Here is a 24,388-nt window from a genome sequence, read left to right on the forward strand (position 1 = left end):
TAATGAAGTTTCCGCATCTGTTACTGCTCAGCAGTTGTTTTTTTCCTCTGACAGTCACAGAGGCCGCCGCTAAGCGGAGTGCATTTACCGCTAAGATTCAGGCAGTGATTTTTCTTAACAGTGAGATTCCGGAATCTAACCGGCTCAGCAGAGAAATTAATCAGCAACTCTATCTGAGTACCACGCTGGCACGAAAACTGGAAGTGACGATGATAGATATTAACCCGTCGGGGTACCTCCGCTCAGGACCGGCGCGGTATCTTAAAGATCCGGCGGGCATTTGGGTGGCGAAATACCGGCCAGTTGCGGTTCCGGCACTGTTTTGTATTCAGGGAAGTCGCCGCATATCTTATAACTTAACGACAGCGGAAGACATACGGAAATGTTTATAAAAAAACGATTATCTGTGTTAAGACGGTTCAGCTGTGAACGCGGTGTGATGATTATTCCCATGGCGATACTGCTGCCGATACTGGTCGGGCTGATGACCCTCGGGATTAACAGTGTTTCGATGATGTCCGGCAAAGCCAGAATGGCGGATGCGGCTTCTGAAGCAACCCTGGCGGTCTCTGCAGCGACCCTGGCAAACGACACACAAACCGCCGAAGGGCTGAAAGAAATTGAAACTAACCGTGCAATGGTTGAAGCCTGGATAAAATATTATTTCCCCGGCCTGAAAACCATTCCTGAAATAAAATTTAACGTCGTACAGAATCAGAAATTACCTTCTTCCGATACCCGTTATACCCGCTATAGCGTGGATATCGCCATGGATCTGCCACTGCTGTTTACTTACCAGACAGTGACAGCCGGTAAGAGCAGCTACTCACTTAATTCCGGCAGCGGCAATGTGAATAAGTACGTCTCGAAACCCGCCGACTATGTATTTGTGGTGGATTTCTCTACGTCACAAAGGGGGACCAGGATCAGAATACTGAAAAGTGTGTTTGCTGAAATTACAGATTTTGTACTGAAAAACAGCCCGGAGTCGAAGATTGCGATTGTACCTTTCAGTACCGGGGTTTCAGTGATCATGCCGGGAACCAACCAGCGCGGCGGGCAAAACGTTGGCTGCTCGGTATTATTTGTGCCTAATGACGGCTGGAATATTAATTACCCGTTCTGGAGTGATAAAAGTGTCTCGACTAAACTGGCTTCCGGCAGCCTGAATGGCATGACGTACGATATGGACACGGCCCGCTATGATTTTTATAAGAAATATGTAGCGAAGTCTGCGCCGGTGCTCAGTGAAGCGGCGATGCGTAATCAGTGGTGTCGTAAAAATGACAGTTACGGGAAAACTACAGGCAGGGCACAGTATTCCTGTTTTGACCCGCGGGATAAGTATCCGCAACCTGCAGATCCCCGTAATCAGCTGGAAGATATTTTTACGGCGCAGTCTCTGCGACTGATCGAAAATGAATATGCGAAAGCCGCCAGAGTGTTCACCACCCAGAAATCGGCTTACACCATCGAACATGATGAGGCGATCAATTACACGGCGACACTGGATAAAATGTTCTCCGATGAGGCGATTATCACTTTCCCGATGCTGTGGTCAACGGCCTCAAGTGCGTCCTCCGCCTACCGGCCTTATTACCAGATGTGCCAGCAGGGCGGCTGGTGGAAACACAGTACCGGTAATGATCTGACTAACCAGAGTGCCGCTTCCTGGCTGATACCGTTAACGGATTCTAAACCAGCGCTGGATCAGTTCCAGAATATGGAACCTTCGGGCTGGACACATTTATCCGCGGCGTTAATCCGTTCGGTGCCGGTAATGATGGAAGGCAGTAACCGGCGTAAAGTTTTTATTATGATGTCTGACGGTGAGGAGAGCCGTTACCCGCAAATCACTACCGATAAATGGCTGAAAAGCTACAAGCTGTGTCAGAAAATAGAAGAAGGCATTCTGGCCCGTCCGCAGACCAATGCCGGTAAAGTCGAACTCTATTATATTTCCACCACCAACGCCCGTACCTGGGTGAAATACTGGGGGGAAAATTGTACCGGTGCCGCCCGGTCTAAAACGGCCACTCAGCGCGATGATTTAATCAAACTGATTAAAGGTATTATTACCGATGAAACCGGTCATCTGACGTCCAGTTAATCAGGCGACCTGTCAGCCAATGAATCCTGCGGCGGCACGCCGCAGGATCTGACATGATCTGCGGCGCAGGATCTGTAATAATAGCCGATTACTGAACCGCAGATATGAGCCATAAATGCAGTACCCGATCAATGAGATGTTCCAAACCCTTCAGGGGGAAGGTTTTTTTACCGGCGTGCCGGCAATTTTTATCCGCTTGCAGGGTTGCCCCGTTGGCTGCAGCTGGTGTGATACTAAACATACCTGGGATAAGTTACCGGAAAATGCTGTGCCGGTAGGCGATATTCTGACCAAAACTGTTGAAAGCGATAAATGGGGTGATGCAGATGCCCTGACGATACTGAAAATGATCAGTGATCAGGGCTGGACGGCCCGTCACGTAGTGATCACCGGCGGTGAACCGGCAATCTATGATCTCTGTTCACTGACCGAAGCACTGGAAGCTTTCGGCTATCGTTGCCAGATAGAAACCAGCGGTACTCACCCTGTCCGCTGTTCCGCAGAGACCTTTGTCACTGTATCGCCTAAAGTGAATATGCGTGGTGGCTATGATGTACTGCCGCAGGCACTTATCCGGGCGGATGAAATCAAACACCCGGTCGCCCGTCAGCGAGATATTGAAGCGCTGGACACGTTACTGGCACAACTACAGGACGATAAACTGCGGGTGATTGCGTTACAGCCGATCAGCTGTAAGCAAGAGGCGACAGAGCTGTGTATCAGCACCTGTATTGAAAGAAACTGGCGTCTCTCTATGCAGACCCATAAGTATCTGAATATTGCCTGATCGGCGGGAAATACCGCCAGCAGTGCGCGGATCAGCCATGATCCGCGGTGCTTTACCGGTAAATGTGTATTATCCGCGATAAGTACACCCGGCAGTACAGGTCTCTTTAATCATAACCGCGCTGAGTAACGGTAATAGCGGTTTCATTTTCTGCCAGATCCATACGGCCAGCACTTCACTGGTCGGATTTTCCAGCCCGTCAATTTCGTTCAGATAGTGGTGATCCAGTTGTTCATACAGGGGGTTGAATAATCTTTTCAGTTCGGCAAAATCCATCACCCATCCCGTATGCGGGTCCACTTCGCCGGTAATTTCCAGACGGACCAGAAAAGAGTGTCCGTGCAGGCGGCCGCATTTGTGTCCGTCCGGGACATGGGGCAGGTAGTGGGCAGCTTCAAACTGAAACTCTTTGAATAGTGTGGTGACTGGCATAATAATTCCCGAGTGTTAAAGTCGCAGATTCTACCGTAAAACTCTTCCCGCCTCACATTTTTCCCGGTTATTTTGCCTTTTGCAGGCAGTTATCTGCTGCCGGTGAACGTCTGGTGCCGCTTACCACTTTTTCCGGTTAATTTTAACGAAAAAACCATTTAGCTAATTTGGTTATGTGATATGCATAAGCTGTCTTTTGTGTGCATACTTTTACAGTTAACCTTACTTTCTTTACTCCTTTTTTCCGCCGATGATACTGGAATCATAAACGCAATGACCAATCAGGCCCCACAGCTCCCGCTTTCGGCGGAACAGCTGGCACAACTACAAGCAACAACACAGGATTTTTCCGTTACCCAGCTGGCCTGGCTTTCAGGTTATTTCTGGGGGCGGATCAGTGGAGATAACCCTGCACCAGCCGGCACTGCGTCTCCGGTGGCAGCGGCTGTGGATCAGGCCCCGACGGTTACCCTGATTTCCGCATCTCAGACCGGTAACGCACGGCGGCTGGCAGAACAGCTGCGTGATGAGCTGCTGGCGGCAGAAGTCACCGTCAGTCTGGTGAATGCGGGCGATTATAAATTTAAGCAGATAGCTCGCGAAAAAATCCTACTAATAGTGACCTCTACACAGGGGGAAGGGGAACCGCCGGAAGAGGCCGTTGCCTTACACAAGTACCTGTTATCAAAGAAAGCGCCGGCCATGAAAGAGACCGCATTTGCGGTATTTGGTCTGGGGGACTCGTCCTATGAATTTTTCTGTCAGGCGGGTAAAGATTTCGATCAGCGGCTGGCGGAGCTGGGGGCTGAACAGCTGCTGGCTCGCGCCGATGCGGATGTTGATTTCAGTGCCACCGCGGATCAGTGGCGGCAACAGATTGTTTCGCTGCTGAAGCAGCGTTTACCGCAAGCATCTGCCGGGCAGGTTGCACAGGCCGCCAGTGGTGCCCGTGATGAAATTGACAGTTCTCCCTACAGCAAAGAGCAGCCACTGGTTGCGTCTCTGTCGGTGAATCAGAAGATCACCGGTAATGATTCAGAAAAAGATATCCGTCATCTGGAAATTGACTTAGGCGATTCCGGATTACGTTACCGTCCCGGAGATGCTCTGGGGGTCTGGTATGAAAATGATCCACAGCTGGCAGAAGAGTTACTGAAATTATTGTGGCTCGACGGCGCTCAGCAAATCAGTATCAAAGGTGAGAGCATGCCGCTGGTCCGGGCACTGCAACTGCATTTTGAACTGACAGTAAATACCGCGCAGATTGTCGAAAAATATGCCCATTTATCCGGTAACAGTGAGTTACTGTCACTGGTTAATGACAAAGCGGCACTGCAGGCCTATGCACAGCAATGGCCGATCGTCGATATGGTGCGTCATGCGCCGACAGAATTACAGGCACAACAGCTGACAGACCTGCTGCGTCCGCTGACCCCTCGCTTATATTCCATTGCTTCATCGCAGGCTGAAACCGAAGACGAAGTCCATATTACGGTGGGTACTGTGCGTTACCAGGTTGAAGGCCGTCCGCGTAGTGGTGGTGCTTCCGGATTCCTGGCCGATCGTCTGCCGGAAGAGGGGGAAGTCCGGGTATTTATTGAACATAACGATAATTTCCGCCTGCCGGCTGACCCGCAAACGCCAGTAATAATGATTGGTCCGGGTACCGGTATTGCCCCGTTCCGAGCTTTTATTCAGCAACGGGATAACGACGGGGCCAGCGGTAAAAACTGGCTGTTCTTTGGTAATCCGCACTTTACTGAAGATTTCCTCTATCAGGTGGAATGGCAAAAATATGTCAGAGACGGTCTGCTGACCAATATCGATCTTGCCTGGTCCCGTGACCAGCCACAAAAAATCTATGTGCAGGACAAACTACGGGAAAAAGGTGCTGACGTCTGGCGCTGGATTGAAGAAGGTGCACATCTGTATGTCTGCGGAGATGCGGGACGGATGGCGAAAGATGTTGAACAGGCACTGGTCGATATTATTGCCGAATACGGACAGATGGACCGGGATGCTGCCGACGAATATTTGAGTGAGCTGCGCATATCGCGCCGTTACCAGAGAGATGTGTACTAATGAGTAATAAAACCCCGGGCCCACTGGTCGTGGAAGGCAAGCTCACTGATGCTGAGCGTCTTAAAAAACAAAGTGATTTTCTGCGTGGCACCATTACTGACGATCTGTCCGACGGACTGACCGGCGGTTTCCGCGGAGATAATTTTCTGCTGATACGGTTCCATGGTATGTACCAGCAGGATGATCGTGATATTCGTGCCAGCCGTACTGAGCAGAAACTGGAACCGCGTCATGCCATGATGCTGCGCTGCCGGTTGCCTGGCGGCATCATCACCCCGCAACAATGGCTGGCGATTGACCGTTTTGCTGCCGATAAAACCCTTTATGGCAGTATCCGTCTGACTAACCGCCAGACATTTCAGTTTCACGGTATTCTGAAGAAAAACGTGAAACCGGCCCATCAGATGCTGCATGACGTCGGACTGGATGCACTGGCTACGGCCAACGACGTTAACCGTAATGTTCTGTGTACCTCTAACCCGGTGGAGTCTGAACTGCATCAGGAAGCCTATGAATGGGCAAAACGTCTGTCTGAACACCTGCTGCCACAGACCCGCGCTTATGCGGAAATCTGGTGGGATCAGGAGAAAGTGGCCACCACTGACCAGGAACCGATCCTCGGGGCGACCTATCTGCCACGTAAGTTTAAAACCACGGTCGTTATCCCGCCGAATAATGATGTCGATTTGCACGCGAATGATATGAACTTTGTGGCTGTTGCCGAAAATGGCAAACTGGTGGGTTTTAACCTGCTGTTAGGCGGGGGATTATCAATTGACCACGGCAACAAAGCGACTTATGCACGCACCGCCAGTGAAATCGGTTTTCTGCCGCTGGATAAAACCCTGGATGTTGCAGAAGCGGTGGTGACTACCCAGCGTGACTGGGGCAACCGGACTGATCGTAAAAATGCGAAAACCAAATATACCCTGGAACGCGTCGGGGTTGATGTGTTCAAAGCAGAGGTCGAAAAGCGTGCCGGGATCCGTTTCGATCCGATCCGCCCGTATGAATTTACTACCCGTGGCGATCGTTTCGGCTGGATCAAAGGGATTGACGGTAAGTGGCATCTGACACTGTTTATCGAAAATGGCCGTTTGCTGGATTCGCCACAGGCCAGTATCAAAACCGGCGTTGCCGAAATTGCGAAAATTCACCAGGGGGACTTCCGGCTGACGGCGAACCAGAACCTGATTATTGCCGGGGTGCCGGAAGATCAGAAACAGGCCATCGAAACACTGGCACGGGCACATGGTCTGATGGAGTCAGTTACGACCCAGCGTGAAAACTCCATGGCCTGTGTGGCATTCCCGACCTGTCCGCTGGCCATGGCCGAAGCTGAGCGTTTTCTGCCGGCTTTTGTCGATGAGGTGGAAAAAATTATGGCGCGTCACCATATGGCCGATGAGCATATAGTCCTGCGTGTGACTGGCTGTCCTAATGGTTGCGGCAGGGCATTACTGGCCGAAGCCGGTTTAGTCGGTAAGGCGCCCGGACGCTATAATCTGCATCTTGGCGGTAACCGTATCGGTACGCGTATCCCGCGGATGTACCGCGAAAATATTACTCCGGAAGAGGTTCTGGCGGTGCTGGACGAACTGATTGGCCGCTGGGCCACAGAACGTCAGGCGGAAGAAGGTTTCGGTGATTTTCTGATCCGCAGTGAGGTGGTCAGACCGGTACTGGATCCGGCGCGGGATTTCTGGGAGTAACGGAGGCGATAATGGCTGAATTACAATTAGCAGCACTCAATGCACTGGACAAATCACAGCAACAACAGGCGCTGGCGGAGGTAAACCAGCATCTGGACACTCTGAGTGCGGAGCAACGGGTCGTCTGGGGGCTGGAGAATATACCCGGCCCGGTGGTCCTCAGCTCCAGTTTTGGTATCCAGGCGGCGGTCTGCCTGCATCTTGTGACCCGTCAGCAGCCGGATATTCCGGTGATCCTGACGGATACGGGTTACCTCTTTCCGGAAACCTATCAGTTTATCGATCAACTGACGGAACAATTACAGCTGAACCTGCAGGTGTTCCGTGCCCGCGAATCCGCGGCCTGGCAGGAAGCCCGTTATGGAAAACTATGGGAACAGGGTGTCGAAGGCATCGAAAAGTACAATATGCTGAACAAGGTTGAACCGATGAATCGTGCCCTGCAGACCTTACAGGCATCAGGGTGGTTTGCCGGGCTGCGCCGTGAACAGTCTCAGAGCCGTGCCGGGCTGCCGGTATTATCAATTCAGCGTGGTGTTTTTAAACTGCTGCCGATCATTGACTGGGATAACCGCCAGGTCTATCAGTATCTGAAACAGCATGGCCTGCAATACCATCCCCTGTGGGAGCAGGGCTATCTGTCGGTCGGCGATACCCACACGACCCGTAAATGGGAGCCGGGAATGGCTGAGGAAGAAACCCGCTTCTTCGGGCTAAAGCGGGAGTGTGGCCTGCACGAAGGCTGATGGTTGTCAGCCGGCAGTAGCGCTGAGTTGCTTCAGCAGAGGCAGCAATATCTGTACTGCCTGCCGGCAGCGTGTAGCCAGCCGGCCCGGCATTTTCTGGTCAATCGTTTCCAGATTGTCGCGGCTGGTTTTATCATCCAGCAGCGCAGTCGGGTGTCGGTGATTGTTATCTTCAGCTGTGACCAGCAAATACGGGATTCCGGCCTGGTCGAAAGGGGTTGTCTGCTGATGTTCTGTCCCTGTCAGCTGTCTGGCATGCAGCGGGATATGCAGTTGCCGGGCGATTGCCATTGCTTTACCGGCAGTGCGTGCGCGTTCTGTGGCTGACGTATTTGCGCCACTGACCAGTTCCAGCCGTCTGCCAGCCACCAGTTGATTGAGATTAATAACCAGTAACGTATTGTGTTTCTCTTCATCACTCATGCGCGAAAAGTAATTTTCCATGCCCTGCATATTATTTTCGGTAGCGCTGAGTGCCACAAAACGAATCCCATAATCTGAGTGTGTTCCGGCCAGCTGTTTCGCCAGTTCCAGCATAATTCCTAGTCCGGCAGCATTATTATCGACACCCTGCAGGCGTAATCCGCCGATATTCTGCTGCTGTTCTGCCGGGGTCCCGGCAATTCGCGTATCCAGATGGGCTATCACGAGGATATCTTTCGCCTGCTGACCACTTTTTCCGGCAATTACCGATGTTGCGGTAACCTTCTGCCATTGGGCTGCGGTGGTACGCGGTTGCCAGCGATAGCCGGTATTCTGCTGGCGGATGTCACTCCGGTAGCCCAGATCATGGAATTGCTGGTTAAGATAATCAGCAGTCATCAGTTCTGCAGGGCTGCCCGCCATCCGGCCGGGGAAAAAAACGGCAATATGGCGGGTTTCTGTATCAGCGTAGTGGCCGGGCTGGTCTGGACGGGCGGCAATACTGCTAAAAGTCAGGCCGCAACTGAGTACCAGCAGGCAGTATCTCAGGCGGAAAAGGGCAAACATAGTACAGGTTCCTTCAGGGACGAACGGCAACGCCGCAATAGTCAGTAGTATGTAACTCTGTCGCGGCCACGGCTATCTCTGTTTCTCTGAAAGACGGGCATTTTGTGCGGTGATAAACACATTGATTCTTCTGTATATTCCATTCTGTTACAGCTCATTCCAAAACGACATTTCAATACGCTCGTGGCAGTCGTATAGTTTCTGTTATTCAGAATAATAACGCTAAGGGCATTGTGGACTATCTTCCTGTATTTGCAGACCTTACCGGCCGTCCTGTTTTGGTGGTTGGCGGTGGGGATATTGCTGCGCGAAAAATTCATCTGTTACGTCGTTCGGGGGCGGTGATCCACGTAGTTACACGGCAGCTCTGTAACGAACTGCAGGAACTCCACCAGCGACAGGACATTCACTGGCTGGCTACCGCCTTTACCGAACAACAGCTTGACCGCGTATTCCTGGTAATAGCCGCGACCGATGATCCCGGGCTTAATCAGCGGATATATGACGCCGCTGAGCAACGTCAGAAACTGGTCAATGTGGTTGATGACCAGGCCCGCTGTACCTTTATCTTCCCGTCGATTGTTGACCGTTCACCGCTGGTGGTCGCCATCTCTTCCGGTGGTAAAGCCCCGGTGCTGGCGCGTTTCTGGCGGGAAAAACTGGAAGCATTACTGCCCTCCAGCCTGGGGAATATTGCCCGTATTGCCGGACAATGGCGTGATCGGGTTAAACAACAGTTACCGGGAGTGAAACAGCGTCGTTATTACTGGGAACGGCTGTTCAGTGGCCGCTTTAGTGCGCTGGTAGCCGCAGGGCGGATTACTGAGGCTGAGCAACTGGCGGAGCAGGAACTGCACCACCGGGAAAGTCCGAAAGGCGAGATCTATCTGGTTGGTGCCGGGCCGGGCGACCCGGGGCTGCTGACCCTGCGCGGATTACAGGTATTACAACTGGCAGATGTGGTGCTGTATGACCACCTGGTCAGCGAACAAGTACTGGACTTGTGCCGCCGCGATGCTGACCGTATCTGTGTCGGTAAACGTGCCGGTGCCCATCTGGTGATTCAGGAAGAAACTAACCAGTTACTGGTCAGTCATGCACTGCAGGGGAAACGGGTAGTACGACTGAAAGGCGGAGACCCCTTTATCTTTGGCCGTGGTGGCGAAGAATTGCAGGTAGCGGCAGCAGCAGGAATTCCGTTTCAGGTCGTGCCCGGTATCACTGCAGCTTCCGGCGCGACGGCCTATGCCGGTATTCCCCTGACGCACCGTGAACATTCCCAGAGTGTGCTGTTTATTACCGGACACTGCCGGCCGGGCAATGAACTGGACTGGCCGTCACTGGCACGTGCCCGCCAGACACTGGCTATCTATATGGGGGCGGTGAATGCGGCGACCATCAGCAGCCAGCTGATTGCTCATGGCCGTGACGGCACAACCCCGGTGGCCATTATCAGCCGCGGCACACGGGCCGATCAGCAAATTATAAAAGGTACGCTGGCAGAACTGGAGTCACTGGCACAACAGGCCCCGTCTCCTGCGTTACTGGTTATTGGCGAGGTGGTTCTGCTTCAGGATCAGCTTGCATGGTTTCAAACTTCATCATCGCAGCTCCACGAAGACCCGCTGCTGAACCCTTCTGTTTGAGGAACGTTGTATGGATCAAGAACGATTAACTCATCTGCGCCAGCTGGAAGCAGAGAGTATTCATATCATCCGTGAAGTTGCTGCTGAGTTCAGTAACCCGGTAATGATGTACTCCATTGGTAAAGATTCCTCAGTGATGCTGCATCTGGCCCGTAAAGCATTTTACCCTGGTAAATTACCTTTTCCGTTACTGCATGTGGACACCGGCTGGAAGTTTCGCGAAATGTATGAATTCCGCGATCGGACAGTGAAAAATATCGGTGCTGAATTGCTGGTGCATCGTAATCCTGAAGGTGTTGCGATGGGGATTAACCCTTTTGTCCATGGCAGTGCCAGGCATACGGATATTATGAAAACAGAGGGGCTGAAACAGGCCCTGAATAAATACGGCTTTGATGCGGCTTTTGGCGGTGCCCGCCGTGATGAAGAGAAATCCCGCGCCAAAGAGCGTATTTATTCTTTCCGCGACCGCTTTCATCGCTGGGATCCGAAAAATCAGCGTCCTGAGTTATGGCATAACTATAACGGCCAGATTAACAAAGGCGAAAGTATCCGTGTTTTCCCGCTCTCTAACTGGACAGAGCTGGATATCTGGCAGTATATCTTCCTGGAAAATATCGAAATTGTTCCGCTTTATCTGGCAGCCCCGCGCCCGGTACTGGAACGTGATGGCATGCTGATGATGATTGATGATGACCGGATTGATCTGCAGCCGGGAGAAGAGATTAAGCAACGAATGGTGCGGTTCCGTACGCTCGGCTGCTGGCCGCTGACGGGCGCTGTGGAATCAGAAGCTCAGTCATTACCGGAAATTATTGAGGAGATGCTGGTCTCGACCACCAGTGAACGTCAGGGTCGTGTGATTGACCGTGATCAGTCCGGTTCAATGGAACTCAAAAAACGCCAGGGATATTTCTGAGGAAACTGCCATGAATGAATTATTAGCACAACAGATTGCCGAACAGGGCGGGGTGGAAGCCTGGCTCACCGCACAGCAACATAAAAGCCTGTTACGTTTCCTGACCTGTGGCAGCGTCGACGATGGAAAAAGCACCCTGATTGGTCGTTTATTACACGACACCCGCCAGATTTATGAAGACCAGTTATCTTCATTACAGAACGACAGTAAACGTCACGGTACTCAGGGAGAAAAACTGGATTTGGCTTTACTGGTTGATGGCTTACAGGCTGAGCGTGAACAGGGTATTACCATTGATGTCGCCTATCGCTATTTCTCTACCGAGAAACGCAAGTTCATTATTGCGGACACCCCGGGTCACGAGCAGTATACGCGGAATATGGCTACCGGAGCTTCGACCTGTGATCTCTCTATTCTGCTGATTGATGCCCGTAAAGGGGTGCTGGATCAGACCCGCCGCCACAGTTATATCTCGACACTGCTGGGCATTAAACACCTGGTTGTGGCAGTCAATAAAATGGATCTGGTGGACTATAGCCAGGATGTGTTTAATCAGATCCGGGGCGAATATCTGGACTTTGCCAGCCAGTTACCCGATGACCTGGATATTCGTTTTGTGCCTCTTTCGGCACTGACCGGTGATAATGTCGCCTCAGCCAGTGATAATATGCCCTGGTATAACGGCCCTGGCCTGCTGGAAATCCTCGAAACTGCAGAGATCCGCCAGCCAGCGGAACATCAGCCGATGCGTTTCCCGGTACAGTATGTGAACCGTCCTAATCTTGATTTCCGCGGTTATGCCGGTACGCTGGCATCCGGCCAGGTACGGGTCGGCCAGCAGGTGAAGGTACTGCCTTCCGGAGTAAAATCATCCATTGCCCGTATTGTGACTTTTGATGGTGATCTGACAGAAGCTAATGCCGGTGAAGCCATTACACTGGTGCTGAACGACGAAGTTGATATCAGCCGCGGAGATCTGCTGGTGGATGCGGACGAGACCCTGCAGGCGGTTCAGTCAGCGGAAATTGATGTGGTATGGATGGCGGAAAAACCCTTAACGGCAGCCAGCAGTTACCAGATTAAAGTTGCCGGAAAACAGGCCCGCGCGACGGTCGACAGTATCCTGCATCAGGTTAATATTAATACGCTGGAGACTTCTGCAACCGATCAGCTGCCTCTGAACGGTATTGGCCGGGTCAGGGTCACCTTTGATGAACCGCTGGTGATTGATCCTTACTCGAAAAATCCGGTGACCGGCGGCCTGATCTTTATTGACCGTTTAACCAATGTCACCGTCGGTGCCGGTATGGTCTATGCTCTGAGCGATGAGCGGGCTGAAGCAGATGCCCTGCGCTACGGTGCATTTGAGCGTGAGTTAAACGCACTGATCCGCAAACATTACCCCCACTGGGGCGCCCGGGATATTTCAGGGGAACGTTAATGGCTGAACATGATGATAATGTCGTCTGGCATCCCCACACGATTAGCCGTAGTGAACGTGAACAGCGTCAGGGGCACCGTGGCGCAGTTGTCTGGTTCACCGGGCTGTCCGGGTCCGGTAAATCAACGCTGGCAGATGCCGTCGAACAACGTCTTTTCCAGTCAGGGGTGAATACTTTTCTGCTGGACGGGGACAATGTCCGGCATGGCCTCTGCAGGGATCTCGGTTTCAGTGATGATGATCGTAAAGAGAATATACGTCGTGTCGGTGAAGTCGCAAAACTGATGGCCGATGCAGGGTTACTGGTTCTGACCGCGTTTATTTCTCCGCACCGCAGTGAGCGGCAAATGGTCAGAGAATTACTGGCGGCGGGGCAATTTGTTGAAATTTTTGTCGATACCCCGCTGCATGTCTGCGAGACACGGGATCCGAAAGGCCTTTATCGTAAGGCACGGGCCGGAGAACTGACTAACTTTACCGGGATTGATGCAGTTTATGAGGTGCCGCTACAGCCGGAACTGCATCTGGATGGTGAACAATTGGTTACAAAACTGAGTGAGGAAATTATCGATCTGCTGCGCAGGCAGGATATTATCGGTCGTTAAGACGGCGGGCGTTGCTCTGACCCTGCCGGTTACTGACAGGATTGATATGCAGAACGTGACTACCTTACCAGCCAGACAACATGACACCCCGGACGGGAGGCCACGCGCCTCTCTTTCCGGCGGGATCATCGGCTTCTTTGCGTATCTTTTTGCGCTGGCAACGCCTTTCTTTTATTTCGGGGCCAGTGTGCTGTTTTTCTTTATGTATACCTGGCCTTTTTTCCTCGCACTGTTACCCGTTTCGGTGATTACCGGGATTGCACTCAGTATCTGGCTGAACAATCGTCTGTTCCGGACTCTGATATTCACCCTTCTGATTGTTATTTCTTTTTTCTGGGTATTATTTTCCTTTCTTGCTGGCTGGAAATAGCCATTGACGGCAGAGTTCTCCCTGATAAAAACCGGCCTTAGTGCTACGGACATACCGCTTCCGGTAACTGAATTATTATGAAAAATACGACATTTTTGTCTCCGCAGTGGAGTCCGGCCAAAAGTTGTGGGATGATTGAGCCGTTTTTCAGGGGGCGGGGATGGGAAAACTGACAATATTGTTACTGATTTTACTTGGCTGGCTGCAATACTCTCTGTGGCTGGGTAAAAATGGTATTCATGATTACACAACGGTAAATCAGGAAGTCGCTGTTCATCAGGCGGGTAATGCCAAACTGAAAGCGCGTAATGATCAGTTGTTCGCAGAAATCGATGATCTGAACGGTGGTTCGGAAGCTATCGAAGAGCGGGCACGTAATGAGCTGGGCATGATACGTCCCGGCGAAACTTTCTATCGTCTGGTGCCGGAACAAAATAAACGCAGTGCGCAAGCCGCAATGCCAAACCAACAACGATAAAAACGACACAATGAATAGCACCGTATCCCTTCCGGATGTGATTGCTGTAGTTCCGGCCGCTGGCATCGGCAGCCGGATGCAATCTGATCGTCCAAAACAGTATCTGACCATTGGTCAACACACTCTGCTTGAATACAGCATTGCTTCTTTACTAAAACATCCGGCAGTCAGACAGGTCATCGTGGCATTACATCCGGATGATCAGCAGTTTTCTCAGTTACCGCTGGCCAGCGATCCGCGTATTACTGCGGTAACCGGCGGCGACAGCCGTGCTGATTCTGTGTTTGCCGGCCTGCAGGCGATCACCGGCAGTGGCTGGGTACTGGTGCATGATGCTGCACGGCCTTGTCTGCACCCGGATGACTTACAGCGGTTACTGCAACTGACATTAACCAGTCAGCAGGGCGGTATTCTGGCTTCTCCGGTCCGCGATACAATGAAACGCGCCGGGCCCCGCCAGAGTCTGATCGCCCATACGGTAGACCGGGAAGGGCTCTGGCATGCACTGACGCCGCAGTTGTTCCCCGTCCCCCTGCTGAGAGAATGTTTACCGCGGGCCATGGCTGAAGGCGCGGTGATCACTGATGAAGCATCTGCTGTTGAACATTGCGGTTATCATCCGCAACTGGTGCACGGTCGCAGCGATAATATCAAAGTGACCCGCCCTGAAGACCTGGCACTGGCAGAGTTCTTTTTAACCCGCATACACGCAGAGGAGAACGCATAATGCGTATCGGCCATGGTTTTGATGTTCACGCATTCGGCGGCGAAGGTCCGCTGGTGATAGGCGGTGTCCGGATCCCGTTTGACCGCGGTTTTATTGCCCATTCAGACGGTGATGTGGCGTTACATGCCCTGACCGATGCCCTGCTGGGTGCAGTAGCAATGGGTGATATCGGTAAACTGTTCCCCGATACCGATCCGGCTTTCAAAGGTGCCGACAGCCGCGGGTTACTGCGCGAGGCCTGGTTAAGAATTAGCCAGAAAGGTTATCAGATTGGTAATGTCGATGTCACTCTGATTGCCCAGGCCCCGAAAATGCTGCCGCATGTTGCCCAGATGCGGGTCAATATTGCTGAAGATCTGGGGTGCCATATGGACCAGGTGAATGTGAAAGCCACCACCACCGAAAAACTCGGCTTTACCGGACGTGGTGAAGGCATTGCCTGTGAAGCAGTAGCATTACTGATGGTGGCTGAGAAATGAAAATCCATGAACTCCGCTATCTGCATGGTGAACCGCAGTTAACCGGAATGATTAAAACCGTGGCTGATGATTTCCGGGTCACCGAAGATTTAGGCTATCAGCCGGACGGTGAAGGTGAACAACTGCTGGTCCGGTTGCGTAAAACCGGCTGCAATACGCGGTTTGTGGCTGAGGCACTGGCTCGTTATCTGAAAATACCGGCCAGGGAAGTCAGTTTTGCGGGAATGAAAGATCGCCATGCGGTGACCGAACAGACTTTTTGCCTGCGCCTGCCGGGGAAAGAGATGCCCGATATGCGGGGGTTCACTGTCGAAGGCTGTGAAATTCTACAGGTAACACGCCATAAACGGAAAATTCGCACCGGAGCGCTGGCCGGTAATGCTTTCAGCCTGATTATTCGTCAGGTCAGTGACCGGCAGATGGCGGAACAACGGCTGGCACTTATTGCTGGCAGTGGTGCCGTCAATTACTTTGGCGAACAGCGGTTTGGCCGTAACGGGCATAACCTGACGATGGCCGGACAGTGGGCCCGGGGAGAAATTACCATCCGTGATCGCAGTAAACGGAGCTTGCTCCTGTCTGCGGCCCGAAGTGCTATCTTTAATCAGGTCACCAGTGCACGTCTGACGGCGCAGGGTGACCTGAAAACGGTGATGCCGGGTGACTGTGTGCAACTGACCGGACGTGGCAGCTGGTTTGTTGCGAACGATGAAGAACTGCCTGATGTCCGTCTGCGGGTTGCACAGGATCAATTACGGCTGACCGCTCCGCTGGCGGGGCGAGGCAATGCCGGCCCTCAGGGCGATGCATTATTGTTTGAACAACAGATCCTGGAACAGTATCCGGAACTCTGTGCATTGCTGGTGAAGGAAAAAACAGATGCGGCACGTCGCGCCATGCTGGTAGTACCAAAAAATATGCACTGGGAATGGCTGGATAATTCAACTCTCAGGCTGGATTTCTGGCTGCCGGCAGGCAGTTTTGCCACCAGTGTGGTCCGTGAACTGTTACAACAGGGAGGTGAGTTTGAGGATATTGCTGAGTAATGATGACGGGGTATTTGCCCCGGGCATTCAGGTGCTGGCGCGTGAATTACGCAAAATGGCTAACGTACAGATAGTCGCGCCGGATCGCAACCGCAGCGGTGCCTCCAATGCGCTGACGCTGGAAGCGCCTCTGCGTACTTTTACCCACAGCAATGGCGATATCGCGGTAATGATGGGCACTCCCACAGACTGTGTATTTCTGGGGGTTAATGCCTTAATGCAGCCCAAACCGGATATCGTTGTGTCGGGGATTAATGCCGGTCCTAACCTGGGTGATGATGTGATTTATTCCGGTACTGTGGCTGCCGCTATGGAAGGGCGTCACCTGGGGTTACCGGCACTGGCTATTTCTCTGAACGGACAGCGGCACTATGACACCGCGGCCGCGGCCGGTTGTGCCATTTTACAGGCGTTACAGCGGGTGCCGCTGCGGACCGGGCGTGTGCTGAACATTAATGTTCCGGACCTGCCGATGTCTGAAATTAAAGGATACCGGGTGACCCGTTGTGGCCGTCGCCATCCGTCAGATCAGGTGATCACTCAGAAAGATCCCCGCGGAGAAACGATTTACTGGATAGGTCCGCTGGCCGGAGTTCTGGATGCCGGACCGGATACAGATTTTTCTGCTATTGAGCAGGGTTATATCTCTATTACCGTACTGGATGCAGATCTGACTGCCCATCGCACTCAGGAAAAACTGGCGGACTGGCTGAAACTGGCTGAGGTCGCGCTGCCATGCTAAACAAACGCATTGAAACGTTACTGGCACTGTTGCGTAAGCAGGGAATTTATGATGAGCATATTTTACGTGCGATCTCAGAAGTCCCGCGGGAACATTTCATTGATGAGGCGTTTGAACACAAAGCATGGGATAACAATGCGCTGCCGATAGGATATGGTCAGACCATTTCTCAGCCCTATATGGTCGCACGGATGACCGAACTACTCGGGCTGACTCCCCATTCACGGGTGCTGGAAATCGGTACCGGCTCAGGTTATCAGACTGCAATTCTGGCCCACCTGGTCGATCATGTTTATTCTGTAGAGCGGATTAAAAGCCTGCAATGGCAGGCCAAACGGCGGCTGAAGCAACTGGATTTACATAATATCTCTACCCGCCACGGTGATGGCTGGCAAGGCTGGCCTTCCCGCGGACCGTTTGATGCTATTATTGTCACCGCTGCACCCCCCGAAATTCCAGCGGCCTTATGTGGTCAGCTCAGTGAACAAGGGGTGATGGTCCTGCCCGTCGGTGATGAACAGCAGGTATTAAGACGCATCCAGCGTTCAGGTGATGATTACATTGACGATATGATCGAACCTGTGCGCTTTGTACCACTAATTCAGGGTGATCTGGCCTGATAATAATGATTAACTAAAACGGTAAATTATCGCGTAGTGGGGTACGGACAGGAAAGTCCGGATCCACCCGCCCTTTTAGTGGTCATCGCCGTACTCTGCCGGGAGCTGTTCCCGGTATACGGCGACCGGTCATTTCACTGCCGCTTGTTATTATGGGGGAACAATGAGCACGGGAAGCACACTTTTTCAATTACGCCGCCTCGCGGCACTGACGATTGCAGCGGCAGCGCTGGCAGGATGCAGTTCAGGAGATAATACCCGCGCCCCGATTTCTGCTATTGGTGGCAGTGCGGGCGGACACAGCGGTAACAGCGGGCTGGTAAATTCACAACAGGCTTCTGCCCGGCAAATAAACAGCAGTGTCCCTTCAGGCCCCGGCACGCAGATGACATCTTCTCAGGGCCGTATCCAGTCCTCCTCCGTCCCGGCGACACCGGTCCGGACAGAAAATGGTCACATTGTTTACAATCGCAGCTATGGGAATATTCCTAAAGGGAGTTATAATGGCCCGACCTACACGGTCAAACGGGGAGACACCTTGTTCTATATTGCCTGGATCACTGGCAATGATTTCCGTGATCTGGCACAGCGCAATAATGTCGCAGCACCCTATGGTCTCAGTGTAGGTCAGGTGTTACAGGTGGGTAACAGTACCGGCCAGCCTATTACCGGAGCTAATGCAATTTCGATGGCTGATTCTTCTCAGCCTTCAGAAAATCAATCAATTAGACCTAAGGCATCGCCGGTTGCACCGCAACCAGTAATTACGTACTCTGAAGATTCAGCTAACGAAACAAGTAATACAGCAAACAGCGGCAGTAAGCTGTTACCGTCAAGACCGGTGATGACAGGAAGTGCTTCGGCACCGATTACCGCTCCGGTGAGTCAGCCGACGGTCAGCAGCACATCGAACAGTCAGACGCCAGTCACCGGATGGCGCTGGCCGACCGATGGCAAGATTATTGATAACTTCTCGGCCTCAGAAGGCGGCAATAAAGGTATTGATATTGCCGGTTCCCGTGGTCAGCCAGTTGTCGCTACTGCTGCAGGTCGGGTGGTGTATGCAGGTAATGCCCTCAGGGGATACGGTAATCTGATTATCATTAAACATAATGATGATTACCTGAGTGCTTATGCGCATAACGATACCATGCTGGTCCGCGAACAACAGGAAGTGAGCGCAGGACAAAAAATTGCAACCATGGGCAGTACAGGTACCAGCTCAGTCAGGTTGCATTTTGAAATTCGTTATAAAGGAAAATCCGTCAATCCATTGCGGTATCTACCGCAGCGATAACAGGCAGAGCTGAAATGGCTCTGCCCGGGATAAGGGGAGGAGCCATTGATGAGCCAGAATACGCTTAAAGTTGATGAGTTACATGATGATGCTTTTGATGAGAATGGTAGTGAGACCTTCGATGAAAATGCACTGGTAGCAAATGACTCTAAAGATGATGAAGTTACGGAAGATGACCTGCTATCTCAGACCACCAACCAACGGGTTATGGATGCGACCCAGCTGTACCTCGGAGAAATAGGATATTCTCCGCTTCTGACCGCAGAAGAAGAAGTGTTTTTTGCCCGTCGTGCATTGCGTGGTGACGTGGCAGCCCGTCGGCGGATGATCGAAAGTAATCTGCGGCTGGTGGTAAAAATATCACGGCGTTACAGCAATCGCGGACTGGCGTTGCTTGATCTTATTGAGGAAGGGAACCTTGGTTTGATTCGCGCGGTAGAAAAATTCGATCCTGAACGGGGATTCCGTTTTTCTACCTATGCGACCTGGTGGATCCGTCAGACCATTGAACGGGCCATTATGAATCAGACCCGCACTATCCGCCTGCCGATTCATATTGTCAAAGAGCTGAATGTCTATCTGCGTACCGCACGGGAACTGGCTCACGTGCTGGACCATGAGCCTAGTGCGGAAGAGATTGCCGGCCAGCTGGATAAACCGGTCGAAGATGTCACCAGAATGCTGCGTTTAAACGAACGTATTACCTCAGTGGATACCCCGTTAGGAGGTGACTCTGATAAAGCGCTGCTGGATATTATTTCTGATGATAATGAAACCGGTCCCGAAGATCGCACGCAAAACAATGACATGAAACAAAGCATTGTTAAATGGCTGTATGAACTGAACCCAAAACAACGGGAAGTGCTGGCAAGACGTTTTGGACTACTGGGCTATGAAGCGGCTACCCTGGAAGATGTCGGACAGGAGATATCCCTGACCCGTGAACGTGTTCGCCAGATTCAGGTAGAAGGCTTACGCCGGTTGCGCGAGATTCTGCAGGGGCAGGGGCTGAGTATTGAAGCGTTGTTTCGCGAGTAACGTCTTAGTGTAACAGTTACCGGTAATATCGGTAATTACGATACTGAAAACCTAAAACAGCCTGCTGAGACAGGCTGTTTTCTTTTTTAGTCCGCAGCGTATAGCTTCACTACAGCAGGTTTTTTAAACGGTAGATCCACTCCAGTGCCTGGCGGGGTGACAGGCTGTCGGGGTCCAGAGCGTCGAGGGCTTCCACTGCCGGTGAAACTTCTGCTGTCAGCAACGGTAACTGAGAACCATCGACCGGTGAAGACAGCGATTGCCCGGGGTGCTGTTCCAGTTCGCGAAGTTTTTGTCGCGCCCGTTTAATCACGTCCTTTGGTACTCCAGCCAGCGCAGCAACGGCCAGCCCATAACTTTTACTGGCCGGTCCGCTCTGTACACTGTGCATAAATGCAATGCTGTCACCATGCTCCATGGCATCCAGGTGCACATTTTCCACCCCTTCGAGACTGTCAGGTAAGGTTGTCAGCTCGAAGTAGTGGGTAGCAAACAGGGTTAGTGCTTTAATCCGGTTGGCCAGATTTTCGGCACAGGCCCAGGCTAAAGACAATCCGTCATAGGTCGAGGTACCGCGGCCGATCTCATCCATTAATACCAGGCTGTGGGCTGTGGCATTGTGCAGGATATTGGCTGTCTCGGTCATTTCCACCATAAAGGTTGAACGGCCAGAGGCCAGGTCATCGGCAGCACCGACGCGGGTGAAAATCCGGTCTATCGGTCCGAGGGTCACGGCGTCGGCCGGTACGTAGCTGCCGGTCCAGGCCAGCAGGGTAATCAGGGCCGCCTGACGCATATAGGTACTTTTACCGCCCATATTCGGTCCGGTGACGATCAGCATACGCCGCCGGGGAGACAAGGACAGAGGGTTAGCAATAAATGGCTCTTTCAGTACCTGCTCCACCACCGGGTGGCGGCCTTCACGGATATTTATCCCCGCCGTTTCCTGTAATTGCGGGCAGCAATAATTCAGGGTGCGGGCCCGTTCGGCAAGGTTGGTCAGGACATCCAGTTCGGCCAGTGCGCTGGCGCTGATCTGCAGTGCTTCCAGATGCGGCAGTAATTGATCAAACAGCCCGTCATACAGGCCTTTTTCCAGAGATAATGCCTTACCCTTAGAGGTCAGAACTTTGTCTTCATATTCTTTCAGCTCCGGAATAATATAACGCTCAGCATTTTTCAGCGTCTGACGACGGACATAATGCATCGGTACCAGATGGCTCTGTCCGCGGCTGACCTGAATATAGTAGCCATGCACCCCATTAAAGCCGACTTTCAGTGTGTCCAGCCCCAGCTTTTCCCGTTCACGGATTTCCAGTTTATCCAGATAATCGGTGGCACCGTCTGCCAGTGCCCGCCATTCATCCAGCTCGGCGTTATATCCGGGGGCAATCACGCCACCGTCACGCACCAGTACCGGCGGAGTTTCGATAATTGCCTGCTCAAGTAACTCCCGCAGTTCGGTAAATTCGCCGCTCTGTGCCGCCAGGCGGGTTAAATGCGGGCTGCCGGTCGACTGCAACAGCTGCTGTATTTCTGGTAACTGACGGAAAGCATGGCGCATTCGGGCCAGATCACGGGGTCTGGCACTGCGCAGGGCCAGACGGGCAAGAATACGCTCCAGGTCACCCACCTGATGCAGCAAAGGTTGCAGGGAGTCACTGTAGTCCTGTAATTCTGCGATACAGGCTTGCCGGCCGAGGATCACCTGCGGGTCACGCAACGGCATATGTAACCAGCGCTTGAGCATCCGGCTACCCATTGGCGTAACGGTTTTATCCATCACCGATGCCAGGGTATTTTCGGTGCCGCCGGCCAGATTCTGGGTGATTTCCAGGTTACGCCGGGTCGCCGCATCCATAATAATGGTATCCTGCTGCCGGACCATACTCAGTGAACGGATATGCGGCAGTGACGTTCGCTGGGTATCGCGGACATACTGTAACAGGCAGCCAGCGGCTGCTAATCCTGATAATGACTGTTCCACGCCGAATCCGCGCAGATCACGGGTTCCGAACTGCAGGTTAAGTTGCTGTCTGGCGGTATCCACTTCAAATTCCCAGATCGGACGGCGGCGCAGTCCGCGCCTTCCGTCAATCAGTGACATCGCCCCGAAGTCTTCCGGGTACAGCAATTCTGAAGGATTTGTCCGCTGCAGCTCTGCGGCCAGAGCGTCATTATTTTCCGGCTCACTCAGCAGAAAACGGCCGGAGCTGATATCCAGGGTCGCGTAGCCGAACCCTGCACCTTTCGGGCTGGCGAAGACAGCGGCCAGCAGGTTATCCTGGCGTTCATTCAGCAGGGCTTCATCACTGATGGTCCCCGGGGTGACTATACGCACAACCTTACGTTCAACGGGCCCTTTACTCAGTGCCGGGTCACCGGTTTGTTCACAGATTGCCACCGATTCACCGAGCTGTACCAGCTTTGCCAGATAGCCTTCCACCGCATGATAGGGGACCCCGGCCATCGGAATCGGTTGTCCGGCAGAAGCCCCGCGCTTAGTCAGTGAAATATCCAGCAACCGCGATGCCTTACGCGCATCATCAAAGAACAGCTCATAAAAATCGCCCATACGATAAAACAGCAGAATTTCCGGATGCTCGGCTTTCAGCCGAAGGTACTGCTGCATCATTGGGGTGTGATCTGATAAATCCTTGTCAATAGACTCATTCATATTGATTTTACTCGTTTTTTAAGTCTGTTGGGTACGCAAGTGGCCCCATGTGAAACCCTTAAAAACCCATGTGAATCGCTAAATTTGTATACCAGTAGTATACCGGTTAGTATCGGGTAGACACTCTGAATAGCGGGTATAGATTGATGAAATTGACACTCAACCAGTCGACTATAATCAATAAGTTATCTATCGATGTTAAACCAGAACTCGACCAGCAAGGGCGTGTTATCTACTTACCGAATCCTGGACGAAAGCCGTATCTTATCACTGATAATCACCGGGATTCACCCGTTGGTTTTGGTGTCAAAATCAGTGCAAAAAAAAAGACATATATTGTTCAACAGAGCGTATCTTCTCCTGGCAACCGTCCTGAGACAGGGGGAAAATCCCGGTCTGAGGTTATCAGACCTACCATTGGCAATGTCTCTGATTTCGCTAATATCGATCAAGCCCGCGAGGGTGCTCGCAATTTAGTTCAAACCACGAAGTTGACCAAAAGGAACCCTAACAAGATAAAACGGGAGTCCGATGCTTCTGAACTCACGATCAGTGAAGTTTTTGCTCAATACCGCCAACATCTCCTTGGTAGATCGAAACCAGCCAAACCAAACACACTGTCAGTGTTGGACAAGGCAGAAAATCGTTTAAAGGAATGGGCTGGTTTACCAGTTAAAGATCTTACTGGTAATGAAATTCTTCGTAAGTTTGATGAGATTTCTTCAAGAGCAAGAACAGCATCCGAGCAAACATTCAGGTGGGCCAATGTCGCTGTCAGACATGCTATTGAGATTGAAGCAAGTTGTAATGGTCAACTTAAACCGGACACGGATTTAGGCACATTGTTGTAATCGGCGTTCATATTCATTCGGCGATATATTGCCCAGCCGGTAATGCCGACGCTTCAGATTATAAAAGCTGTCGATATAATTGATAACGTCCGCAATGCCCTGACTTCGGGTTTCATAGCGACGGTAGTTAACTCTCTCTGCTTTCAGGCTGCGGAAGAACCTCTCCGTAACGGCATTATCCAGACACTTACCGGACTCCTCGTTGCTCAATAGGATCAAGATGTTGCTTTAAGAGTTTGGGGCTGATCTCATTGACAGGAACATGACCTAAGCCGGGAAAGATATTTCTCTCTAGACTTCGCCAGATGTCTTCTGCATGGTCTTGTGAGATACCAGAGGTCTTTACCTTCTCATCTAACCATTTCCTTGCCACGGTTTGGAGAGTGTGTTCAGTAGCATTCTTTAAGGCATTAGCTTTATTGTTGTTATGGACTTGAGGATCAATGCCATTGGCAAGCAAGGAAAGATATTCATCTCGTAAGGCTCTTGCTCTTGCTAGTGTGAGGTGAGGGTAGGCGGTAAGTGTCAAGGTAGTTGTCACCCCCGGTTAATTTAAGCCGCCTGTTTTTCCCGTTCCGGGTTCAACGTTACCG

At 52.0% G+C, this 24,388-nt stretch carries 22 protein-coding genes and 2 pseudogenes; 20 read left to right on the forward strand and 4 right to left on the reverse strand.

From position 1 onward, the window contains the following. The first annotated feature begins 2 nt into the window (after positions 1–2). The 3 genes from JK198_RS08615 to queE all read left to right on the forward strand — a co-directional run bounded on the left by JK198_RS08615 (position 3) and on the right by queE (position 2,897). On the forward strand, positions 3–392 hold the full coding sequence (locus tag JK198_RS08615; protein ID WP_212709468.1) for a hypothetical protein: 390 nt from the start codon (positions 3–5) through the stop codon (positions 390–392). Positions 393–436: 44 nt separating this feature from the next. After that, positions 437–2,110 (forward strand): vWA domain-containing protein, encoded by a 1,674-nt coding sequence (locus JK198_RS08620; protein ID WP_212709467.1) that lies wholly within the window; start codon positions 437–439, stop codon positions 2,108–2,110. A 115-nt stretch (positions 2,111–2,225) separates the two neighbouring features. After that, entirely contained in the window at positions 2,226–2,897 is a 672-nt protein-coding gene (queE, locus tag JK198_RS08625; RefSeq protein ID WP_212710376.1) for a 7-carboxy-7-deazaguanine synthase QueE, read from the forward strand. A 69-nt stretch (positions 2,898–2,966) separates the two neighbouring features. Here the strand turns inward: queE and queD are convergent, their stop codons facing one another. Next, the gene (gene queD / locus JK198_RS08630; RefSeq protein ID WP_212709465.1) at positions 2,967–3,329 is read right to left on the reverse strand and encodes a 6-carboxytetrahydropterin synthase QueD; all 363 of its coding nucleotides are present in this window, start codon (positions 3,327–3,329) and stop codon (positions 2,967–2,969) included. A 273-nt stretch (positions 3,330–3,602) separates the two neighbouring features. Between queD and cysJ the strand changes: the two genes are divergently transcribed. Genes cysJ through JK198_RS08645 form a run of 3 tightly spaced genes read left to right on the forward strand, consistent with a single transcriptional unit; the run spans position 3,603 to position 7,869 of the window. Continuing rightward, positions 3,603–5,411, forward strand: coding sequence for an NADPH-dependent assimilatory sulfite reductase flavoprotein subunit (gene cysJ, locus JK198_RS08635; RefSeq protein WP_212710375.1), 1,809 nt, complete (start codon positions 3,603–3,605; stop codon positions 5,409–5,411). Next, complete coding sequence (gene cysI / locus JK198_RS08640; protein ID WP_212710374.1) at positions 5,411–7,123, forward strand: assimilatory sulfite reductase (NADPH) hemoprotein subunit; 1,713 nt, start codon at positions 5,411–5,413, stop codon at positions 7,121–7,123. The genes cysJ and cysI overlap by 1 nt, the downstream gene beginning before the upstream one ends. A gap of 11 nt (positions 7,124–7,134) precedes the next feature. Beyond that, a complete protein-coding gene (locus tag JK198_RS08645; protein ID WP_212709462.1) occupies positions 7,135–7,869 on the forward strand; it encodes a phosphoadenylyl-sulfate reductase in 735 nt (244 codons plus the stop codon). 6 nt (positions 7,870–7,875) lie between these two features. On the opposite strand, the gene JK198_RS08650 is transcribed toward JK198_RS08645, so the two are convergent. Beyond that, a complete protein-coding gene (locus JK198_RS08650) occupies positions 7,876–8,859 on the reverse strand; it encodes an aminopeptidase (protein ID WP_212709461.1) in 984 nt (327 codons plus the stop codon). A gap of 233 nt (positions 8,860–9,092) precedes the next feature. Here JK198_RS08650 and cysG point away from each other — a divergent pair, with 233 nt between their 5' ends. From cysG to rpoS, 13 genes are all read left to right on the forward strand, one after another. Beyond that, positions 9,093–10,505 carry a siroheme synthase CysG gene (gene cysG, locus JK198_RS08655; RefSeq protein ID WP_212709460.1) on the forward strand — a complete coding sequence of 471 codons (1,413 nt, stop codon included), beginning with the start codon at positions 9,093–9,095 and terminating at the stop codon, positions 10,503–10,505. Between the two features lie 10 nt (positions 10,506–10,515). Continuing rightward, on the forward strand, positions 10,516–11,424 hold the full coding sequence (gene cysD, locus JK198_RS08660; RefSeq protein ID WP_212709459.1) for a sulfate adenylyltransferase subunit CysD: 909 nt from the start codon (positions 10,516–10,518) through the stop codon (positions 11,422–11,424). Between the two features lie 10 nt (positions 11,425–11,434). Beyond that, the gene (gene cysN / locus JK198_RS08665) at positions 11,435–12,865 is read left to right on the forward strand and encodes a sulfate adenylyltransferase subunit CysN (RefSeq protein ID WP_212709458.1); all 1,431 of its coding nucleotides are present in this window, start codon (positions 11,435–11,437) and stop codon (positions 12,863–12,865) included. Beyond that, positions 12,865–13,470 (forward strand): adenylyl-sulfate kinase, encoded by a 606-nt coding sequence (cysC, locus tag JK198_RS08670; protein WP_212709457.1) that lies wholly within the window; start codon positions 12,865–12,867, stop codon positions 13,468–13,470. The genes cysN and cysC overlap by 1 nt, the downstream gene beginning before the upstream one ends. Positions 13,471–13,516: 46 nt before the next feature. Further along, the gene (locus JK198_RS08675; RefSeq protein WP_212709456.1) at positions 13,517–13,840 is read left to right on the forward strand and encodes a DUF3561 family protein; all 324 of its coding nucleotides are present in this window, start codon (positions 13,517–13,519) and stop codon (positions 13,838–13,840) included. 160 nt (positions 13,841–14,000) lie between these two features. Further along, on the forward strand, positions 14,001–14,318 hold the full coding sequence (ftsB, locus tag JK198_RS08680; protein ID WP_212709455.1) for a cell division protein FtsB: 318 nt from the start codon (positions 14,001–14,003) through the stop codon (positions 14,316–14,318). Positions 14,319–14,328: 10 nt separating this feature from the next. Further along, complete coding sequence (gene ispD, locus JK198_RS08685) at positions 14,329–15,045, forward strand: 2-C-methyl-D-erythritol 4-phosphate cytidylyltransferase (protein WP_212709454.1); 717 nt, start codon at positions 14,329–14,331, stop codon at positions 15,043–15,045. Continuing rightward, positions 15,045–15,524 (forward strand): 2-C-methyl-D-erythritol 2,4-cyclodiphosphate synthase, encoded by a 480-nt coding sequence (gene ispF, locus JK198_RS08690; protein ID WP_212709453.1) that lies wholly within the window; start codon positions 15,045–15,047, stop codon positions 15,522–15,524. Before ispD ends, ispF begins: the two co-directional genes overlap by 1 nt. Beyond that, on the forward strand, positions 15,521–16,570 hold the full coding sequence (truD, locus tag JK198_RS08695; RefSeq protein ID WP_212710373.1) for a tRNA pseudouridine(13) synthase TruD: 1,050 nt from the start codon (positions 15,521–15,523) through the stop codon (positions 16,568–16,570). The genes ispF and truD overlap by 4 nt, the downstream gene beginning before the upstream one ends. Beyond that, positions 16,551–17,312 carry a 5'/3'-nucleotidase SurE gene (gene surE, locus JK198_RS08700; RefSeq protein WP_212709451.1) on the forward strand — a complete coding sequence of 254 codons (762 nt, stop codon included), beginning with the start codon at positions 16,551–16,553 and terminating at the stop codon, positions 17,310–17,312. Before truD ends, surE begins: the two co-directional genes overlap by 20 nt. Further along, on the forward strand, positions 17,306–17,932 hold the full coding sequence (locus tag JK198_RS08705) for a protein-L-isoaspartate(D-aspartate) O-methyltransferase (RefSeq protein WP_212709450.1): 627 nt from the start codon (positions 17,306–17,308) through the stop codon (positions 17,930–17,932). Before surE ends, JK198_RS08705 begins: the two co-directional genes overlap by 7 nt. Before the next feature lie 163 nt (positions 17,933–18,095). Beyond that, positions 18,096–19,229: a murein hydrolase activator NlpD gene (nlpD, locus tag JK198_RS08710; RefSeq protein WP_212709449.1), complete on the forward strand. Its 1,134-nt coding sequence runs from the start codon at positions 18,096–18,098 to the stop codon at positions 19,227–19,229. A 48-nt stretch (positions 19,230–19,277) separates the two neighbouring features. Continuing rightward, positions 19,278–20,267 carry an RNA polymerase sigma factor RpoS gene (rpoS, locus tag JK198_RS08715; RefSeq protein ID WP_212709448.1) on the forward strand — a complete coding sequence of 330 codons (990 nt, stop codon included), beginning with the start codon at positions 19,278–19,280 and terminating at the stop codon, positions 20,265–20,267. A 109-nt stretch (positions 20,268–20,376) separates the two neighbouring features. Here rpoS and mutS read toward each other — a convergent pair whose 3' ends face one another. Continuing rightward, positions 20,377–22,944 carry a DNA mismatch repair protein MutS gene (gene mutS, locus JK198_RS08720; protein WP_212710372.1) on the reverse strand — a complete coding sequence of 856 codons (2,568 nt, stop codon included), beginning with the start codon at positions 22,942–22,944 and terminating at the stop codon, positions 20,377–20,379. A 146-nt stretch (positions 22,945–23,090) separates the two neighbouring features. Here mutS and JK198_RS08725 point away from each other — a divergent pair. Continuing rightward, positions 23,091–23,747, forward strand: a pseudogene (locus JK198_RS08725) (integrase); the annotation flags it as partial. A gap of 241 nt (positions 23,748–23,988) precedes the next feature. Here the strand turns inward: JK198_RS08725 and JK198_RS08735 are convergent. Next, a pseudogene (locus JK198_RS08735) lies at positions 23,989–24,330 on the reverse strand (integrase arm-type DNA-binding domain-containing protein); the annotation flags it as partial. Positions 24,331–24,388 lie beyond the last annotated feature (58 nt).

It is taken from the genome of Tatumella sp. JGM91, from assembly GCF_018257575.1.
Taxonomy (GTDB): Bacteria; Pseudomonadota; Gammaproteobacteria; order Enterobacterales; family Enterobacteriaceae; genus Tatumella; species Tatumella punctata.

Excerpts from the sequence above, each read along its gene's own strand:
- JK198_RS08615 (WP_212709468.1), top strand. The coding sequence starts at position 3 with ATGAAGTTTCCGCATCTGTTACTGCTCAGCAGTTGTTTTTTTCCTCTG.
- queE (WP_212710376.1), top strand. The coding sequence starts at position 2,226 with ATGCAGTACCCGATCAATGAGATGTTCCAAACCCTTCAGGGGGAAGGT.
- queD (WP_212709465.1), bottom strand. The coding sequence starts at position 3,329 with ATGCCAGTCACCACACTATTCAAAGAGTTTCAGTTTGAAGCTGCCCAC.
- cysJ (WP_212710375.1), top strand. The coding sequence starts at position 3,603 with ATGACCAATCAGGCCCCACAGCTCCCGCTTTCGGCGGAACAGCTGGCA.
- cysI (WP_212710374.1), top strand. The coding sequence starts at position 5,411 with ATGAGTAATAAAACCCCGGGCCCACTGGTCGTGGAAGGCAAGCTCACT.
- JK198_RS08645 (WP_212709462.1), top strand. The coding sequence starts at position 7,135 with ATGGCTGAATTACAATTAGCAGCACTCAATGCACTGGACAAATCACAG.
- JK198_RS08650 (WP_212709461.1), bottom strand. The coding sequence starts at position 8,859 with ATGTTTGCCCTTTTCCGCCTGAGATACTGCCTGCTGGTACTCAGTTGC.
- cysD (WP_212709459.1), top strand. The coding sequence starts at position 10,516 with ATGGATCAAGAACGATTAACTCATCTGCGCCAGCTGGAAGCAGAGAGT.
- cysN (WP_212709458.1), top strand. The coding sequence starts at position 11,435 with ATGAATGAATTATTAGCACAACAGATTGCCGAACAGGGCGGGGTGGAA.
- cysC (WP_212709457.1), top strand. The coding sequence starts at position 12,865 with ATGGCTGAACATGATGATAATGTCGTCTGGCATCCCCACACGATTAGC.
- JK198_RS08675 (WP_212709456.1), top strand. The coding sequence starts at position 13,517 with ATGCAGAACGTGACTACCTTACCAGCCAGACAACATGACACCCCGGAC.
- ftsB (WP_212709455.1), top strand. The coding sequence starts at position 14,001 with ATGGGAAAACTGACAATATTGTTACTGATTTTACTTGGCTGGCTGCAA.
- ispD (WP_212709454.1), top strand. The coding sequence starts at position 14,329 with ATGAATAGCACCGTATCCCTTCCGGATGTGATTGCTGTAGTTCCGGCC.
- ispF (WP_212709453.1), top strand. The coding sequence starts at position 15,045 with ATGCGTATCGGCCATGGTTTTGATGTTCACGCATTCGGCGGCGAAGGT.
- truD (WP_212710373.1), top strand. The coding sequence starts at position 15,521 with ATGAAAATCCATGAACTCCGCTATCTGCATGGTGAACCGCAGTTAACC.
- JK198_RS08705 (WP_212709450.1), top strand. The coding sequence starts at position 17,306 with ATGCTAAACAAACGCATTGAAACGTTACTGGCACTGTTGCGTAAGCAG.
- nlpD (WP_212709449.1), top strand. The coding sequence starts at position 18,096 with ATGAGCACGGGAAGCACACTTTTTCAATTACGCCGCCTCGCGGCACTG.
- rpoS (WP_212709448.1), top strand. The coding sequence starts at position 19,278 with ATGAGCCAGAATACGCTTAAAGTTGATGAGTTACATGATGATGCTTTT.
- mutS (WP_212710372.1), bottom strand. The coding sequence starts at position 22,944 with ATGAATGAGTCTATTGACAAGGATTTATCAGATCACACCCCAATGATG.